Source organism: Pseudooceanicola batsensis HTCC2597, from assembly GCF_000152725.1.
GTDB lineage: Bacteria > Pseudomonadota > Alphaproteobacteria > Rhodobacterales > Rhodobacteraceae > Pseudooceanicola > Pseudooceanicola batsensis.
Window position 1 is genome coordinate 3,256,790 of record NZ_CH724131.1, and the last position, 17,454, is coordinate 3,274,243.

A 17,454-nucleotide genomic window follows, 5' to 3' on the forward strand; every position below is an offset into this window, starting at 1 on the left:
GTCAGCCCTGAAGCGCGCGCAGCGACCGCACGGCATCTTCGAAATGTTGCGGATGTGTCTCGATCGCCTCGCGCAACAGGGTCTTGCCGGTTTCGACGTCGCCCTGCTTTACGGCGCTCAACCCAAGCGTGTGCAAAAGCTGCGCCCGTTCCGACTGCTGCATGGGGATGACCGGCAGCGAATAGTTGCGCTGCGCACCCCTTGCGAGAACCAGGTTGTTCTTCGCGGTGAAGAGATCGGGATCATGCTGGATCGCCTGGGCGAACAGCTTTTCGGCCTCGGCGAAATCGCCGCGTGTCAGCTTGGAATATCCCCAGTTGTTCAGCACGCCGCCCGGCCGCGTGGTCAGCCCGACCGCCGTCTCGTAGAAGCTGTCGGACTTGGTCCATTCCTTGTTGCTGTCGGCGATCATCGCCTCGAGCCGGTAGCGCTTGTAGGTCTCGTGGGTCGGCGGGATACCGTCCAGCACGCCGTCGGCACGTTCCCATTGACCGTCGCGGATCAGCGCATCGGCAAAATCCACCTGGTCCTCGGCGGTCGCCTCCTCGTGCGAGGCGACCCTGCGCCATGCCGACGCGGCCTCGGTCGGGCGTTTCGCGCGCACCAGGCTTTCGGCAAGGCCGCGCATCAGCTCGATCCGGTCGGGATTGTCCTTGAGCGTGCGCTGGAAATAGACCACCGCCTCGTTCGGATCGCCGACGGTCAGCATGATGTCGTTGAGATTGCTTTCATCCACGACGTTCACGTCCTGGAAGGCGCGATTGACCTCGCCGGTGGAAGTTTTCGAGCAGGCGGATAGGGCCAATGCCCCCGCCAGACAGGAGATCACGATACCAGGGTGGCGCATGTGCCTGCGTCCTTTACTGCCGTCGCCTCAATCAGGGTTGCCGCGTCAGCCGGTATCGGCCGTGTCCGCTGCGAACCACGTCGAGTTCTTGTTCTAGTTCCGCATCATAAACTGTTTTGCCCTGCAATGCGAGTGCCATGCGCAAATTGTCCCTGATATCGTCATTTTGGCCATTCGACAGGGCAAAGGCGCGGCGAAGCACCTCGACCGCCTCGGGCTCCTGGCCGGTATCCAGCAGCACGAGGCCGAGGTTGTTCCAGGTTTCCGGGGCCGCCCCCTCGTATTCGACGGCCTTGCGCAGCTGTTCTTCCGCCTGCCCCAGCCGCCCGAGCCCGAGGTTCGCGGCGCCGATGCCGGCATAGATTTCGCCGTTCATCCCCTCTTCGGCGGCCGCGCGCGTGAAGGCATCGAGCGCGAGTTCATATTGTTTCGCGTCCAGAAGACGATTGCCCACGACGGTGCCGCTGACCGCGTCCTTGCGCCGGTCCACGCCGGGCGCGTAGCCGTCCGTTCCCCGCGCCGGATCAAGTCCCCCCGCGCAACCGGCGAGGCAACAGAAGAGCAGGGCGGCAAGGGCTGCCCGGATCAATTCTGCGCCTCTTGCTGGGCCTGCGGCGAGGCGATTTCGCCCATCTTGGTGATGCCCAGCACCGACGGGCCGATCAGGATGATCAGCAGCGGCGGCACGGTCAGCATCATGGTCGCCAGCGTCATCTTGGTGGGAAGCTTGTTGGCCTTCTCCTCGGCCCGCATCACGCGCTTGTCGCGCATTTCCGAGGCATAGACCCGAAGCGCGTCGGCAACGGACGTGCCGAAGCTGGCCGACTGGATGAGCACCGTGACAAAGCTGGCGATGTCCGGGACGCCGCAGCGCTCGGCCATGTCGCCCAGGACGCTCGCCTTGTCCTTGCCTGCCTTGATCTCGTGGCTGACCAGTTCGAATTCATCGGCGAGCGAGGGATAGGAGACCCGGATTTCCTTGGCGACGCGCAGGATGGCCTGATCCATCGACTGCCCGGCCTCGACGCAGACCAGCAGCATGTCGAGCGCGTCGGGAAAGCCGTTGGTGATTTCCTCCTGGCGCTGTGCCTGCCGCTTGTTGATCCAGTATTTCGGGATCAGATAGCCGACGCCGCCGGGTCCGAGGATGTACATGACCGTCGTCTGCGTATCCGGCTGGTCGGCGGCCTTGACGGCGATGAAATAGATCACCCCGCCCAGAAGCCCGAAAATTCCGAGCGCGAACTGCGCGAAGTGGAAATAGCGTACCGAGTCCTTCGACCGGTAGCCGGCCTGCAGGAGCTTGATCCGCATGGCCGAGTATTCTTTTTCGTTCTGGGGCTCGAGGAACGAGGAGTAGCGCTCGAGCCGCTGGTTCCGCTTGTTGTTCCTCAGTTTGTCCTTGTTGTCGGCCGTCGCGGGCGTTCCGTTCTGCTTGAGCTTCTCGAGCGGATCGACCTCTTTCTTCAGCATGAAGGGCAGGGCGCCGACGATCATCAGCACCCCCAGGCCGCCGACCACGATGAGGGGGCCGAGCGGCCCCATCATGTCGGTCAGGATGTTCGTCAGTGCCTCCATGGTCCTCCCCTCCCGTCAGACCTTGATGTCGACCAGCTTGCGCATGACGATCAGGTTCACCCCGAGGAAGCCCGCCACCGCGAAACAGGCCGGCAGGAAGAAGGGGTGATCCATGACCTCGTCGTAGTAGTGCGGGTCCATGACATTGATGGCGATCAGCGCGACGATGGGGAAGGCCGAGAGGAACATGCCCGACCACTGCGCCTCGGCTGTGATCGCCTTGACCCGCCGGAACAGACGGAAACGGGCCCTGATGACATTCGCCAGCCCGGCGAGGATCTCGGCCAGGTTGCCGCCCGACTGCTGCTGGATGGTCACGGCCACGGCGAGAAAACGCAGATCCTGAAGCCCGATCCGTTCGGCCAGATCCTTGAGCGCCTCGCCCATGTCGCGGCCATAGGCGTTTTCGTCCGCGATGATCCCGAATTCGGAACCGAGCGGGTCCGCGACCTCGCGGCTGACGATCTGGATCGCGGACGAGAACGGATGCCCGACCCGCAGCGACCGCACCATCAGTTCGACGGCATCGGGAAGTTGCTCCTCGATCAGGCTCATGCGCTTCTTGGCCTTGCTGTTGACCCAGAAATAGATCGCGCCGACCCCGATGGCGGTCGACAGCACGGCACGCAGGGGCAGGGAGGTGTCGGTCAGGATGGTCAGCCCCGAGAAGGCCACGAAGGACAGCCCGAACATCAGCATGACCAGCTGCTTGGGCGAGAAGGCGATCGCCGCCTTCTGCGCCTTGTCGGCCAGCAGCGAATAGAGCGGCACCTTCTGCGCCGTCATGTGCTGCTGCATCTCCTTGCGCAGCTTCTCCAGCACTTCCTCGCGGTTGCCGGACTTGTCCAGCATCTCGAGGCGGCGGTTCACCCGCTTGTTCAGGCTGATCGACTTGCCGAAGGCGACCAGATAGATGCCCTCGACCAGCGCGAGGACCCCGACGAAGATCACGATGAAGATGATCGGTTCCGGACTGACGGCCATGCCCCTTACCCCACCTTGGTCGGTTCGAAGATATGCGGCGGCAGGTCGTAGCCCCACATCTTGAACCGGTCCGCAAAGTTGCTGCGCACCCCGGTCGCGGTGAAATGGCCGACGATCTTGTTCTCGGGCGTCAGCCCGGTGCGCTGGAACCGGAAGACCTCCTGCATCGAGATCACGTCGCCCTCCATGCCGGTGATCTCGGTGATCGAGGTCATGCGGCGCGTGCCGTCCTGCAGACGCGAGGCCTGCACGATGAGATGCACGGCGCTGGAAATCTGCGACCGCATCGCCTTGAGCGGCATGTCTATCCCGGACATCGAGATCATGTTCTCGAGTCGCGCGACCCCGTCCCGGGCCGAGTTCGCGTGGATCGTCGTCATCGACCCGTCGTGGCCGGTGTTCATCGCCTGCAGCATGTCGATCACCTCGTCGCCGCGCGTCTCGCCGACGATGATGCGGTCGGGACGCATCCGCAGCGCGTTCTTGAGACAGTCGCGCGGGCTGACCGCGCCCTTGCCCTCGACGTTCGGCGGACGGCTTTCCATCCGCCCCACGTGGGTCTGCTGCAGCTGGAGTTCGGCGGTATCCTCGATGGTCAGGATCCGCTCGCTGTCGTCGATGAACGAGGACAGCGCGTTCAGCGTGGTCGTCTTGCCCGAACCGGTCCCGCCCGAGACGATGACGTTCAGACGGGTGGCGACGGCGGCTTGCAGATATGCCGCCATCTCTTCGGTGAAGGCGCCGAAATTGACCAGCTCGTCGATGCCGAGCTTGTCTTTCTTGAACTTCCGGATCGAAACCAGCGACCCGTCGACCGCGATCGGCGGAACCATCGCGTTGAAACGCGACCCGTCCTGGAGGCGGGCGTCGACATAGGGGTTCATCTCGTCGACGCGGCGGCCGACGGCGGACACGATCTTGTCGATGATCCGCAGCAGGTGCTTTTCATCCTTGAAGGTGATGTCCGACAGCTGCAGCTTGCCGTTGCGTTCGATGAAGATCTGATGCGGCCCGTTGACGAGGATGTCCGAGACCGTCTCGTCCTTGAGCAGGCTTTCGAGGGGGCCCAGCCCCTTCACCTCGTCGTAGAGTTCCTGGTTGAGGGTCGTGCGCTCCTCACGGTTCAGCACGATCCCCTTTTCCTGGAGCACCTCGGTGGCGATCGAGTTGATCTCCATCCGCAGTTCCTGCTCGGTCGCATTGTCGAGCGCGGCGAGGTTCAGGTTGTCGAGCAGCGCCCGGTGCAGTTCCAGCTTGATCTCGCCGAGGCGTTCCTTTCGCTTGCGGCTCTTGTCGGCGGCCAGCGGAACGGCGGCCGATTTCGGCATGGGTTTCCGCATCGCGGCGCCCTGCGCGGCGGCAGGGCGGGGCGGGGCATCCGTCTTGGGCGAGGTGGCGTCGCGAAGCGCGGGCGCCGAACCCGGTGCCCCTCCGGCGGGGCGTGGCGCGGCGGCCGGCTTTGGCCTGGGGGCCGGCGCCGCGGTACTTTCCTTCTTGTATCTCGAAAACATGGTCTACCCCGTACTTGGTCAGGCCGCCTCTACACTTGACGAATGTTCACCGACTTCGAAAAGCGACCGGGCCAGCTTTTGCAGCTCTTTCCGCAGCGGGTTCTTGCCCGCCGACATGCCCAGTGGCTGCCCATGATCGCAGCTTTGCAAAACTTGACGCCCGCCGTCCGGCAACTGGATCTCGATCGAGATGTCCAGGCTGTCGGCCAGGCGCTTGACCCGCGACTTGCCCGACAAATCGAGCGATTTCGGGGCGCGATTGAGAACATATCGCAGTTTCTCGACCGGAAGATCCTCGGCCTGCAGTGCGCGCTTGAGGCGCTGCGCATTCTGGGCCGACCGCATGTCGAGCTCCATCAGCGCGAAATAGACATGCGCGGCGTTCAGGGCGACCTCGGACCACTGCACCAGCGTCGAAGGCATGTCGATGATCACGAAGTCGAAATGCGACCGCGCCATTTCGATCAGCCGGGTCACGTCGTCCGAGTTGATCAGCTCCAGCGGCAGCATCTCGGCCGGCGACGTCAGCACGTGGATCTTGCCTTCGAAATCCAGCAGGGCCTGGGTGAAGACGTCGTCATCCATCGACTCGGTGTCCGACAGAAGCTCGTAGATCGCTTCGCGGCGGGGCAGGTCCAGATAGGTACCGACCGCGCCGAACTGAAGATCGAGATCGAGGACGCAGACCCGCGGCTGATCTTCCTCCTTCCGGGCGGAATGAGCCAGTTCCCAGGCGAGGTTCACCGCGAAGGAGGTCGCGCCGACGCCGCCCGCCAGGCCGTGACAGACGAAGACTGCCCCCTCGCGGGTGCCGCGCGGCGTGCTGCTCTTGCGCGGAGCTTCGTCCTCGGGATCGTGGACCGGCGTCTGGACCCGGTCGATGGCGGCCGCGAGCTCGCCTTCGGGCAGCGGATAGGGCACGAATTCGTCGGCACCGTGCCGCAGCAGCTGGTGCAGGGCCGAGGGGCTGACGTCTTCGGCGATGAGGATCACCTTGATCCCGTTGTTCCGCGCCTGACTGATCACCTCGCCGAGCATGGCGATGTTGGATTCATCCTGTTCGTCCATCGCCAGCGCGATGAATTCCAGCGATTGCGCTTCGGGCTGGTTGAAAAACAGCAGGGCCTCGGCAATGCCGAGATCGCCCCATTGGTCGCCCAGGGCCGCTTCCATGTCCTCGATCAGAAGCTCGAACCCGTCGGGATCCCGCCTGATGGTGCAGGCGACGATCGGTTCCTCCTCGGGAGGCACTATCTCTGTAGGTGTCATTGCCTCAAATCCCACACTGCGACGCCCGGCTTTTGTGCCTGTGCAATCCGGATTGTTCCGGAGCCGTAGCGCCTGCCCGGGTCGTCCGGGCATCATTGTCTTCTATGCAGTCTGGGCAACAATCAGGGCAATAATTGGGCCAAATCCAAATAATTGTGCGGTATGCGAAAACGATCCGGCCCGCTGACCGCGGATCATTCACCGCCGGAGCTGGAGAAGTCCACGCCGGTCAGGCCGGTGCGCGGCGCTGCGCTTTCGACATAGTTGCGATAGACCACCTGGGCATACTGCCCGTCGAGGATCAGCTTGCTGTTGGCGACGAAACCGTTGACCTCGGTGACCGTCCGGCGGTTGCGCCGTTCGCGGCCCTGCGTGACGACCAGGGGCTGTGTCTCGCCCTTGGAGACCACCGCCTCGAGCCGGCTGCGGCTGATGCCCTGCGCCACCAGGAAATGCACGACCGCCTGGGCGCGGCGCAGCCCGAGGCGGTAATTGTAGGAACTGGACCCCACAAGATCGGTGTGGCCGTAGACGCGCAACCGGACCTCGGGGAACTGCCGGATCCAGTGGGCCTGGCGGGCCAGGATTTGCCGGGCGGTCGCATCCAGCGCGGCGGAATTGAAGGCGAAGTTCACCGAGCTGTCGACTTCCGCTGCGAACCGGTTGGCAAGGTCGAGCACGTAGCCCCGCTCGCCCGAATGGACGAGCGTGTTGTTCATCGTCGCGTTGCCAAAGCCGATGTCGTTGAAGCCGCCGGCTTCGCCGTGGAACGTGTCGCTCGATTCCTGGGTGCAGGCGGCGACCATCGTGACCCCGATGGCCCCGGCGAGGATGAGTTTCGCGTAACGTACCATGCCGATCACTCCATCACGTAGCCGTAGGACCCGTTGAAGTCCTGTTTCGCGACTTCCTTGGCCGCGCCGCGCAGCTTGCGCGTGTCCTTGGCCGTGCGCCCGAAGAGGAACAGGTCCTTCTCCGACGGCGGCTTGACCCGGTCCGTCGGCAGGGCCAGCGCCTCGCCCCGGGTGGGGGAGACGAGATGTGCCGTGATGATGATCACCAGTTCCGACTGGTTGCGCTGATAGTCAGCGCTGCGGAAGAGCGCGCCGATCACCGGGATGTCCCCCAGCCAAGGCACCTGGCTGTTCGTGTCGCGGAAATCGTCCTGCAAGAGGCCCGCGACGGCAAAGCTGTCGCCGTCGCGCAGTTCGACCGTGGTCGAGGTCTCGCGCCGGGTGAAGGCGTCGATGCGGAAGGCGTTGAGTTCGAACCCGTTGTTCGGGTCGATGGCCGAGACGGCGGCCTGAAGCTCCAGGTTGATGATGTCGTCGTCCACGACCCGCGGGATGAAGTTCATCTCGACGCCGAAGGGTTTGAATTCGACCGTGACCGTGCCGCCATCCTGCGCGACCGGCACCGGGTATTCGCCCCCGGCGAGGAACTTGGCTTCCTGTCCCGACAGGGCCGTCAGGTTCGGCTCGGCCAGCGTGCGCACGACGCCCTTGGCTTCGAGCGCCTCCAGAAGCACGCCGACCTGGACCGCTCCGGCGTTGAACCCCAGCAGGGTCGCGCCGGAATTCGTGTTGGGGGTCGGCAGGTTGCCACCCAGCCCGTTGCCCTGATTGCCCGCGTTCGAATAGCGCCCCGTGCCGCCCGACACCCCGACATTGCCGCCGAAGATCGACCCGTCCGCCGCGAGCGAGGCCGAGAGCGACTTGGAGACCGAACGCTGCATTTCCGCGAAGCGCACCTTGAGCATCACCTGCTGCACGCCGCCGACCGACATCAGGTTCGAAACCCGCTCGGGGGCGTAGCGCTCGGCGAGATCGAGCGCGCGTTGCAGTTTCTGCGAGGACGAGACCACGCCGGACATGACGATGCCGTCATTGGCGGTGCGCACCTCGATCTTCTCGTCGGGAAGGATCTGGCGCAGTCGTTCCTTGAATTCCGAGATGTCCGCCGAGACGACCACATCGACGTTCGAGATCAGCCGCCCCTCGGCATCCAGCAGTGTCAGTGTGGTGATCCCGGGCGTCTTGCCGAGCACATAGATCGACGTGTCGGACAGCGACGAGATGTCGGCGATCTGCGGATTGGCGATCGAAAGTTCCGCGAAGGAGACGTCGCTTTCGACGACGACCGCCCGGTTGATCGCCACGTTGAGCCGGCTTTCCGAATTGCGGTTGACGATCGTCAGCCGTTCGGCCTGCGCGGTCACGGGAAAACTGCCTGTAGCAAGGGTCATCCCGAAAAGGGCGGCCCTCAGGTAACTGCTATATGTCATGTGACCTGCCTCTCGGATCACGCCTCGGATCGGGTCTTTTCGCCCGGAATTGGCCACATACTGCGCCAGTTTGGTTTTTCATGCAAGATTCAAAGCCTTTCGGCCCGACGCTGATGCAACGAAGCCGCAGGGCGCGCCCGCGGCTTCGTGTCAACCGACGTGTGGATCACGTCATTTGCAGGCGATCGGCGTCTCCACGACCTCGGCACCGCGGCGGGTCCGGATGGTGCAGACCTCCTCCTTGGGTTTCTGGCGTTCCTCGCTGATCTGCGGTGCCTCGGAGAGGCCGAGAAGCGACCGCTGGTCCACTTCGATCGCCTCGGCGACCGTGTCGTCGAGGTTCCCGACGAGCGACAGGGCGAGGCGGCCGGTGGACTGCGCCTGTGCCAGTGCGCCGACCTGCTGCGGGTTCACCGCGACGGTGACGGTCCGGGCGATCATCGCCTCGGAATGGTCGCCGTTCGCCATCTGGTCGACCGCGATCAGCTGGATCCCGGTCTCGATCAGCTTGGTGACCTCGCCCGACGCGTTGCGGTCCATGCCGCTCACCCGGCCGGTCCAGTAGATGTCGACCTTGTCGCCCGGTCGCAGGAAGCCCGACACCCCCGAGGCCACGTCCACCTTGATCGCGAAGGCGCGCATGCCCTTTTCCAGCCGCGAGGTCAGCCCGGCATCCTCGCCGGGTGCGGTGACCTTGCCCGTCAGGACGGCTTCGTTCCGTTCCATCGTGCGCAGGACGAAGCGCGGACGGGGATCGTTTTCGGGAAACAGCGTGTTTTCCTCGTGAAAGACGCCTTCGGGGATGGCCGCCGCGGGCCACTCGATCTGGCGCACGTCGGCACGGCTCAGCTGTTCGCCGTATTTCAGCTGGCGGTTGACCACATAGACCATCTTGGTCGGCACTGTCACTGGCTCGGCCACCGCGGCTTCCGCGGCAGCGGCCTGCTGCGCCAGGAAATCCTTGACCATGATTACCGCGAACCCGGCAAGACCGAGGCCGAGGGCAAATACAACTCCGAAAACTGCTCTCATGTTATGTCCCTTTCGCAATGGGCCGGACCGCGCGGTCCCCCCACCTGTCCCCGCAGCCTGCGGGCACCCACTGTTTCGATACTTGCCGTCGATTGTGGCGAAAGCGGGGACACCGCGGGGAAGTTCGAAGACGCGTCAGCGGCTGGCCACGTAGGAGCCGATGCTGGAGGCCAGTTCCGTGGTATCGCCCCGCACCGTGTTGTAGGCGGCCGCGAAGACGACGATGACGCCGGCACAGAGCACGACCCAGTCCACGGTGACGGCACCGGCCTCGTGGTCGCGGAAAGTCCTGAGAACGCTCTTCATGTCTCGATCCTGTCACTGTCGGAGGTGCCGAACCTGTCCCGGCACGGGCTGCGCCGGAACGAGAAAGGCCGCGCCCACGGGACGGGCGCGGCCTGTTTCACGTCGTCAGGCCGGAGCCCGAACTCAGCTGCCAGAGCCGCCAACGGTGACGGAGCCCATGTACGAACCGACGTTGCCGGTCAGTTCGGTGGCGCCATCCCGGATCGAACCGTAGGCGGCAACGCCCAGGCCCACAACGGCGGCAGTCAGAACGACCCAGTCGACCGTGACGGCGCCGGCTTCGTCCTTGCGGAAGTTTTTGATGAACTTGATCATATCGTCGTCCCTCCAGAGGATCGTTAAGTATCGGTGGTCCGCGTCGATCTTCGGAACCGGCTCTCTCTTTCCGGGCCCACCTTCGCGGCACGGGGCAATATAGCCAGCCGATTTGGGCATCATTTGGGCACGAATGGCGCGAAACAGAAGAAATCCCGAAACGCAACTGACAAAAGATTAACGACCCGAATTTAAACGAGTTTATCTTTCCGGGCCCGGCTGTTGACCCTGCGGAAGGAGGCAATTTTGTCACAACCGCCACGCCAGTCTGGCTATGATCCGGCCTTTCTGACAGACTTCGCGCAAAACGAGCAGTCCGAAACAGGCGAACGCCATGCGCCGTATCCTATATTCTCTGGCACTCTTGTCGGGCGTCGCGCTTGCCCTGCTGCCGGGTGGACCTGCCGGCGCGGAACCGCCGGAGTTCCCGGACTTCACCTTCAAGCGGGTCAAGCCGCCCTCCGGCGCGAGCGGGAACCGCATCACGGTGCAGATCACCGATCCGCTGCCGCCGCCCGCGCAGGCGAAACCCCAAGCGGATGTCCCGGCCGACCCGGCCGCCGGGACCACCGCCAGCGCGGTCTACGACTGGTTCTGGCAAGATGTGTCGCCCGCCCTCACCGACGCCCGGCCGGACCGGCTGGATCCGGCGCTGGTGCGCCTGTCGAACCCGCCCGACGGCCAGGCGGTGCCGGTCCCGCGTCTCGAAACGCTGCTGGCGATCACCCAGGCACACGGGGCGGATATCCTGCTCTCGACGGTCGGCACGCAGGTGTCGCCGGCGCTGGCGCTTGCGGTGATCGCGGTGGAATCCGGCGGCCGGGCCGATGCCATCAGCAGTGCCGGGGCGCAGGGCCTCATGCAGCTGATGCCCGCCGCGGGCGAGCGGTTCGGCGTCGAGGACCGGATGAACGCGAGCGAAAGCATCCGCGGCGGGGTCAGCTATCTCGACCGGCTGATCTCGGACTTCGGCGGCGATCCGGTGATGGTGCTGGCGGGCTACAATGCCGGCGAGAATGCCGTGCTCCGTCATGGCGGCGTTCCGCCCTACGACGAGACCCGCGCCTATGTCCCGAAGGTGCTGGCCGCCTTCTCGGTGGCGCGCGGTCTCTGCCTGACGCCGCCGGTGCTCATCTCGGACGGCTGCGCCTTTCGCCAGCCATGAGGGGGCCCGCCGGGCACGGTCGGCCGCGATCCGGCGCATAGGAGAGGAGGGGGGGGGCGGCCCGACAGCCGCCCGCCCGGTTCAGACGATGGTCGCCTCGGTGGCGTCGCGCAACTGCTCTTCGGTCACGCCGTCGGCCAGTTCGACGATCTTCAGACCGCCGTCGACCACGTCGAGCACGCCGAGGTTGGTGATGATCCGGTCGACAACGCCCGTGCCGGTCAGCGGCAGGGTGCATTCCTTCAGCACCTTGGACTCTCCGGCCTTGTTCTGATGATCCATGACCACCACGACCTTCTGGACGCCGGCGACGAGGTCCATCGCGCCGCCCATCCCCTTGACGAGCTTGCCGGGGATCATCCAGTTTGCGAGGTCACCGTTCTCGGCCACTTCCATCGCGCCCAGGATGGCGGCCGCGATCTTGCCGCCGCGGATCATCCCGAACGAGGTCGCGCTGTCGAAATAGGCGGTGCGCGGCAGTTCGGTGATCGTCTGCTTGCCGGCGTTGATCAGGTCCGGATCCTCGTCGCCCTCGAAGGGGAAGGGGCCCATGCCCAGCATGCCGTTTTCCGATTGCAGCGTGATGTCCTTGTCGCCGACATAGTTGGACACCAGGGTCGGGATGCCGATCCCGAGATTCACATAGGTGCCGTCTTCGAGTTCCGCGGCCGCACGTTCGGCCATCTGGTTGCGATCCCAGGGCATCAGGCTTCCTCCCTCTTGCGCACGGTGCGCTGTTCGATCCGTTTCTCGTGCTCGCCCTGGATGATGCGATGCACATAGACGCCCGGCAGGTGGATGTGATCTGGGTCGAGCGATCCGGTCGGCACGATCTCCTCGACCTCGACCACGCAGACCTTGCCGCAGGTGGCGGCGGGCGGGTTGAAGTTGCGGGCGGCCTTGCGGAACACCAGGTTGCCGGTTTCGTCCGCCTTCCACGCCTTGACGATGGACAGGTCCGCGAACATGCCGCGTTCGAGGATGTAGGTCTCTCCGTCGAAGTCCTTGTGCTCCTTGCCCTCGGCGATCTGGGTGCCGACGCCGGTCTTGGTGTAGAAGCCCGGGATCCCCGCGCCGCCGGCGCGCATGCGCTCGGCCAGGGTGCCCTGAGGGTTGAACTCCAGCTCGAGCTCGCCCGAGAGGTACTGGCGCATGAATTCCTTGTTCTCGCCGACATAGGACGAGATCATCTTCTTGACCTGCCTGGACTGCAGCAGGATGCCGATGCCGAAATCGTCGACGCCGGCATTGTTGGACGCGAAGGTCATGTCCCGGGTCCCGGCGTCCTTGATCGCCTGCAGCAGCAGTTCCGGGATGCCGCAGAGGCCGAAGCCGCCCGCCGCGATGAACATCCCGTCGAACAGCAACCCGTCCAGCGCCTCTGCGGCGGAGCCGTAGATCTTTTTCATGGGGTCCTCCTGAGTGATTGCCAAGGTGATGGCTGGGCGGAGGACGAGAGTCAATGATTTGCCGCACTGCGGAAAGCGGGCCGCCGGGCGGCCCGCATGGTCAGATCACGCGGACCTGCGTTCCGATCGGCGTGATGGCGAACAGCTCTTCGATCGCGGGATTGAACAGGCCGATACAGCCGTCGGAACTCTGCCGGCCGATCTTGCGCGTATCGTGGGTGCCGTGGATCAGATAGGCGGGCCAGTCGAGGTACATGGCATGGGTCCCGAGTGGGTTGTCCGGGCCCGGCGGCATATATTCCCAACCGAAGCGTTCCTTCTGGCTGGGGGTCGGCGTCCAGTCCGGGCCGACCTTCTTGCGCACGATCCGGGTATAGCCGCGCTTGGTCAGTTCGTCCGTCCGGGGAACGGAGGTCGGATAGATGCGATAGTCGCTGCCGTCGCCGGACCAGAAATGCAGCGCCCGGCTGGTGGTGTCGCACACGATCGCCGCCGCGCCGAGCGTGTCGAAATGGTCCTGCCAGTCCTGCGAGGCGAAGCTCGAGACATTCCGCCGGACACCCTCCTCGGGCGCTTCCGCGATATCCTGCGCACGCAGGAGGTGTGGCGTCGCCAGGGTGAGGACGCCGCCGGCCAGAAAGGCGCGCCGGCTGGGACCAGGTCGTCTGTTCATCGTAGAACTCCTGTCTGCATGGTTCGCCGCGACAATTGCCGCAGCGCCGCGAAGTGGCCACTCACATTCCGTTGAACTGATGTTTTCGCGACGCATGGCCGCGGTTGCGAGCCGCTCCACCCCTGTCCGGTCGCACCTTTCCGCCTAGCTGATGGGCGAGACAGCACAGAACCGGACGCAATCGATGAACCCTTTCGAACTCCCCGCCCTGGTCCAGAGGATTTTCGACGACCGCGATGTCTCGCCCGACGTGCAGGCCATATTGCGCCAGCCCGACAAATCCCTCGGCGTCTCGGTGCCGCTGCGGCGGGACGACGGGTCGCTGGCGGTCTTTCCGGGATGGCGGGTGCAGTACGACAAGACACTCGGACCGGCCAAGGGCGGCGTCCGGTTTCATCCGGCCGTGGACGAAGGGGAATGCACCCTGCTGGCCTTCTGGATGACCGTCAAATGCGCGCTGCACGCGCTGCCCTTCGGCGGCGGCAAGGGCGGTATCCGCGTCGACCCGAAGAAGCTCTCGCCGCTCGAGGTCGAACGTCTGTCGCGGAACTACATCACCGCCGTCGCCGACATCATCGGCCCCGACAGGGACATCCCGGCGCCGGACGTCAACACCGACGCGCGGGTGATGGGCTGGATGGCGGACGAATACGCCGACATCAGGCGCAGCCACCAGCCGGCCGCCGTGACCGGCAAGCCGGTCTGCCTAGGCGGCTCGGAAGGGCGGGCTCAGGCGACCGGCCGCGGCGCGCTGATCGTTCTGGACAACTGGATGAAGCGGCAGGGCCGCACGCCGCGCCAGACCAGGATCGCCGTTCAGGGGTTCGGCAATGCCGGGTCGCATTTCGCCTGCCTCGCCCACGAGGCGGGGTATCGCGTCGTGGCGGTCTCGGACAGCCAGGCGGCGATCCACGATCCCGACGGCCTCGAACCGCGCAGGCTCTTCGACTACAAGGAGAGGGAAAAGGAGCTTTCGGGCGCGCTCTATGCCGGCCGTTCGGTAAAGGAGGGCGATGGCGGCAAGGAAATAGACCAGGCCGCTCTCCTGTCGCTCGATGTGGACGTCCTCGTTCTCGCGGCGATGGAGAACGCGATCACCGGGGACAATGCCGCGGCCGTCCGGGCGCCGCTGCTGCTCGAGATTGCCAACGGGCCGGTCTCGCCCGACGGGGATGCGGCCCTGACCGGGGCGGGCAAGACCGTCCTGCCGGACGTGCTCGTCAACGCGGGCGGCGTCACCGTCAGCTACTATGAATGGATACAGGGCCGCACCGGCGAACGGTGGAGCGAGGGGAAGGTCATCGACCAGCTGACACAGCGCATGCAGGATACCGCCGGCCGGTGCTTCGACCGGGCCGAGGAAGAGCGGCTCCAGGTGCGCGAAGCCGCCTACGTGCTGGCCATCGAGCGGATCGCCCACGCGATCAGAAGCCGCGGAGACCGCAGCTATTTCGGCGGCTAGTCCTTCTTGGCGGGGGCCTTCTTGGCCGGCGTCTTCCGGGCGGTGGCCTTCTTCTTGGGCGCCGCCTTCTTCTTCGGGGCCTTCTTGCCCGACTTGGCCGCCCGTTCCGCGATCAGGTCGACCGCCTGTTCCATCGTCACGGTCTCTGGATCGGTCTCTTTCGGCAGGGTCGCATTGACCTTTTCCCACTTCACGTAGGGGCCGTACTTGCCTTCCATGACGCTGACCGCGCCGCCCGCATCGGGATGTTCGCCCAGTTCCTTCAGCACCTTGGCCTGCCGTCCGCGTCCGCCGCGGCTGGCCACCTTTTCGGCCAGCAGCTGCACCGCGCGGTTCATGCCGACGGTCCAGACCTCGTCGATCCCGTCGAGGTTGGCGTTGGTGCCGCCGCGGTCCGAGGTGCTCTCGGCATGTTTGATATAGGGGCCGTAGCGCCCGATATTGGCCCAGACGCTCACCCCGTCCTCGGGGTGCTGCCCGATCAGGCGGGGCAGGGTCAGCAGCATGACGCCCTGTTCCAGCGTCAGATCCTCGGGGACCCAGTCCTTCGGCACCGACTGGCGCGGGGGCTTCTTGTTTTCTTCCGTCACCTCGCCCCGCTGGACGTAGGGCCCGAACCGGCCCTTGAAGACGCGAATCTCGTCTCCGTCGTCCACGCCCAGCAGCTTGCCCTCGGGCGGGATGGCGCTGGCCTCGGCCTCGGCGTCCGGGGGGCCGAAGGGCCGGGTATAGCGGCATTCGGGGTAGTTGGAGCAGCCGATGAAGGCACCGCCCGAGCGCGCGGTGCGCATCGACAACCGGCCGGCGCCGCAATGCGGGCAGAGCCGCGGGTCGCTTCCATCCTCGGTCGGCGGGAAGAGATGCGGCTCGAGCACCTCGTTGATCTTTTCCAGCACCTCGGTGATCCGAAGCTCCGACGTCTCGGCGATGGCGGCCGAGAAGTCGCGCCAGAACCGGCCCAGCACGTCCTTGTAATCCCGGTCGCCCGCCGACACGTCGTCGAGCTCTTCCTCGAGATCCGCGGTGAAGTCGTATTCCACGTACTTGCGGAAGTAGTTCTCGAGGAAGGCCGTCACCAGCCGCCCCTTGTCTTCGGGGATCAGCCGGTTCTTGTCCTTGCGCACATAGCCCCGGTCCTGGATCGTGGTGACGATCGAGGCATAGGTCGAGGGGCGCCCGATGCCCAGCTCTTCCATCCGCTTGACCAGCGTCGCCTCGGTATAGCGGGGCGGGGGCTGGGTGAAATGCTGGTCGGGCGTGACCTTGCGCTTGTCCATCGCATCGCCCTGCGAAATCTGCGGCAGGCGCTTGTCGTCATCGTCGACCACATCGTCGCGCCCCTCTTCGTAGACGCGGAGGAAACCGTCGAACAGGACGACCTGGCCGGTGGCCCGCAGGCCGACCTGGCCGTCGCGCGACCCGATGTCCACCGTGGTCCGTTCCAGACGCGCGCTTTCCATCTGGCAGGCCAGCGTGCGTTTCCAGATCAGGTCGTAGAGCTTCTTCTGGTCGGGCTCGGTCAGGCGCAGGGCCTCGGCATCCGCGGCCATGTCGGTGGGGCGGATACATTCGTGCGCTTCCTGCGCGTTCTTCGCCTTGTTCTTGTAGACCCGCGCCTGACCGGGGACATAGTCCTTGCCGTAGCGGCCGGCGATGGCGGCGCGGCAGGCCTCGACCGCCTCGGGGGCCATGTCGATGCCGTCGGTCCGCATATAGGTGATGTGTCCGGCCTCGTAGAGCCGCTGCGCCGCCTGCATGGTCTGCCGCGCCCCCATCCCGAACTTGCGCGAGGCTTCCTGCTGGAGCGTCGAGGTCATGAACGGGGGCGACGGGTTGCGCGTGGCCGGCCGCGCCTCGACCGACTGCACGCTCAGATCGCGCGAGGTCACGGCCTGGACCGCCAGCTCGGCGGCGGTCGCGTCCGCGATGTCGTACCGGTCGAGCTTCTTGCCGCCGAGCACGGTCAGCCGCGCCTCGAACTCCTGCCCGCGCGGCGTGGCGAGAAGGGCGGTGACCGACCAGTATTCCCGGGCGCGGAACGCCTCGATCTCCATCTCGCGTTCGACGATCAGCCGCAGGCAGACCGATTGCACGCGGCCGGCGGACTTGGCGCCGGGCAGCTTGCGCCACAGCACCGGCGACAGGTTGAACCCGACAAGGTAGTCCAGCGCGCGCCGGGCGAGGTAGGCCTCGACCAGGTCGCCGTCGACCTGCCGGGGGTTCTTCATCGCTTCGGTCACAGCGGCCTGTGTGATGGCGTTGAACACCACCCGGCTCACCGGGGTGTCCTTCTTCAGCGCCTTGCGGTTGCGCAGTGCCTCTTCCAGGTGCCACGAGATCGCCTCGCCCTCGCGGTCGGGGTCGGTGGCGAGGATCAGCGCGTTGTCGTCCTTGAGCGCGTCAGCGATGGCCTTCACATGCTTCTTGCTGTCGCTGGCGACCTCCCATTTCATGTCGAAATCGTGCTCGGGATCGACCGAGCCGTCCTTGGGCGGCAGGTCGCGGACATGGCCGTAGGACGCGAGAACGGTGTAGTCGGATCCCAGATACTTGTTGATTGTCTTAGCTTTGGCCGGAGATTCGACAACAACAACTGGCATGAACAATCCTCTCAACTCT

The 17,454-nt window shown here is 65.3% G+C and carries 17 protein-coding genes; 2 read left to right on the top strand and 15 right to left on the bottom strand.

Annotated features, from left to right (window positions below):
- Window position 1 precedes the first annotated feature (1 nt).
- The 11 genes from OB2597_RS19575 to OB2597_RS19620 form a co-directional block, all read right to left on the bottom strand.
- A complete protein-coding gene (locus OB2597_RS19575) occupies window positions 2–847 on the bottom strand; it encodes a tetratricopeptide repeat protein (RefSeq protein ID WP_009807358.1) in 846 nt (281 codons plus the stop codon).
- 31 nt (window positions 848–878) lie between these two features.
- The gene (locus OB2597_RS19580) at window positions 879–1,337 is read right to left on the bottom strand and encodes a tetratricopeptide repeat protein (RefSeq protein ID WP_238529742.1); all 459 of its coding nucleotides are present in this window, start codon (window positions 1,335–1,337) and stop codon (window positions 879–881) included.
- Between the two features lie 95 nt (window positions 1,338–1,432).
- Window positions 1,433–2,425: a type II secretion system F family protein gene (locus OB2597_RS19585; protein ID WP_009807360.1), complete on the bottom strand. Its 993-nt coding sequence runs from the start codon at window positions 2,423–2,425 to the stop codon at window positions 1,433–1,435.
- A 15-nt stretch (window positions 2,426–2,440) separates the two neighbouring features.
- Window positions 2,441–3,409, bottom strand: a complete 969-nt coding sequence (locus OB2597_RS19590; RefSeq protein WP_009807361.1) for a type II secretion system F family protein — start codon at window positions 3,407–3,409, stop codon at window positions 2,441–2,443.
- Between the two features lie 5 nt (window positions 3,410–3,414).
- On the bottom strand, window positions 3,415–4,920 hold the full coding sequence (locus tag OB2597_RS19595; protein ID WP_040609455.1) for a CpaF family protein: 1,506 nt from the start codon (window positions 4,918–4,920) through the stop codon (window positions 3,415–3,417).
- A gap of 18 nt (window positions 4,921–4,938) precedes the next feature.
- Window positions 4,939–6,189 carry an AAA family ATPase gene (locus OB2597_RS19600; protein ID WP_040609457.1) on the bottom strand — a complete coding sequence of 417 codons (1,251 nt, stop codon included), beginning with the start codon at window positions 6,187–6,189 and terminating at the stop codon, window positions 4,939–4,941.
- Window positions 6,190–6,383: 194 nt separating this feature from the next.
- Window positions 6,384–7,043 carry an OmpA family protein gene (locus tag OB2597_RS19605; protein WP_040609992.1) on the bottom strand — a complete coding sequence of 220 codons (660 nt, stop codon included), beginning with the start codon at window positions 7,041–7,043 and terminating at the stop codon, window positions 6,384–6,386.
- Window positions 7,044–7,048: 5 nt separating this feature from the next.
- Complete coding sequence (locus OB2597_RS19610) at window positions 7,049–8,473, bottom strand: type II and III secretion system protein family protein (RefSeq protein ID WP_009807365.1); 1,425 nt, start codon at window positions 8,471–8,473, stop codon at window positions 7,049–7,051.
- 171 nt (window positions 8,474–8,644) lie between these two features.
- On the bottom strand, window positions 8,645–9,505 hold the full coding sequence (cpaB, locus tag OB2597_RS19615; protein WP_040609461.1) for a Flp pilus assembly protein CpaB: 861 nt from the start codon (window positions 9,503–9,505) through the stop codon (window positions 8,645–8,647).
- Window positions 9,506–9,640: 135 nt separating this feature from the next.
- Window positions 9,641–9,811: a hypothetical protein gene (locus OB2597_RS22315; protein ID WP_009807367.1), complete on the bottom strand. Its 171-nt coding sequence runs from the start codon at window positions 9,809–9,811 to the stop codon at window positions 9,641–9,643.
- 123 nt (window positions 9,812–9,934) lie between these two features.
- Window positions 9,935–10,126, bottom strand: a complete 192-nt coding sequence (locus OB2597_RS19620) for a hypothetical protein (RefSeq protein WP_009807368.1) — start codon at window positions 10,124–10,126, stop codon at window positions 9,935–9,937.
- A 334-nt stretch (window positions 10,127–10,460) separates the two neighbouring features.
- Here OB2597_RS19620 and OB2597_RS19625 point away from each other — a divergent pair, with 334 nt between their 5' ends.
- Window positions 10,461–11,291, top strand: a complete 831-nt coding sequence (locus OB2597_RS19625) for a lytic transglycosylase domain-containing protein (RefSeq protein WP_009807369.1) — start codon at window positions 10,461–10,463, stop codon at window positions 11,289–11,291.
- An 81-nt stretch (window positions 11,292–11,372) separates the two neighbouring features.
- Here the strand turns inward: OB2597_RS19625 and OB2597_RS19630 are convergent, their stop codons facing one another.
- From OB2597_RS19630 to OB2597_RS19640, 3 genes are all read right to left on the bottom strand, one after another.
- Complete coding sequence (locus OB2597_RS19630; RefSeq protein ID WP_009807370.1) at window positions 11,373–11,996, bottom strand: 3-oxoacid CoA-transferase subunit B; 624 nt, start codon at window positions 11,994–11,996, stop codon at window positions 11,373–11,375.
- On the bottom strand, window positions 11,996–12,700 hold the full coding sequence (locus OB2597_RS19635) for a CoA transferase subunit A (protein WP_009807371.1): 705 nt from the start codon (window positions 12,698–12,700) through the stop codon (window positions 11,996–11,998). Before OB2597_RS19635 ends, OB2597_RS19630 begins: the two co-directional genes overlap by 1 nt.
- A 100-nt stretch (window positions 12,701–12,800) precedes the next feature.
- On the bottom strand, window positions 12,801–13,373 hold the full coding sequence (locus OB2597_RS19640) for a L,D-transpeptidase (protein ID WP_009807372.1): 573 nt from the start codon (window positions 13,371–13,373) through the stop codon (window positions 12,801–12,803).
- A gap of 184 nt (window positions 13,374–13,557) precedes the next feature.
- Between OB2597_RS19640 and OB2597_RS19645 the strand changes: the two genes are divergently transcribed.
- Window positions 13,558–14,835: a Glu/Leu/Phe/Val family dehydrogenase gene (locus tag OB2597_RS19645; protein WP_009807373.1), complete on the top strand. Its 1,278-nt coding sequence runs from the start codon at window positions 13,558–13,560 to the stop codon at window positions 14,833–14,835.
- Here OB2597_RS19645 and topA read toward each other — a convergent pair.
- Complete coding sequence (topA, locus tag OB2597_RS19650; RefSeq protein ID WP_009807374.1) at window positions 14,832–17,435, bottom strand: type I DNA topoisomerase; 2,604 nt, start codon at window positions 17,433–17,435, stop codon at window positions 14,832–14,834. The two genes, OB2597_RS19645 and topA, sit on opposite strands and share 4 nt — an antisense overlap.
- Window positions 17,436–17,454: the final 19 nt, after the last annotated feature.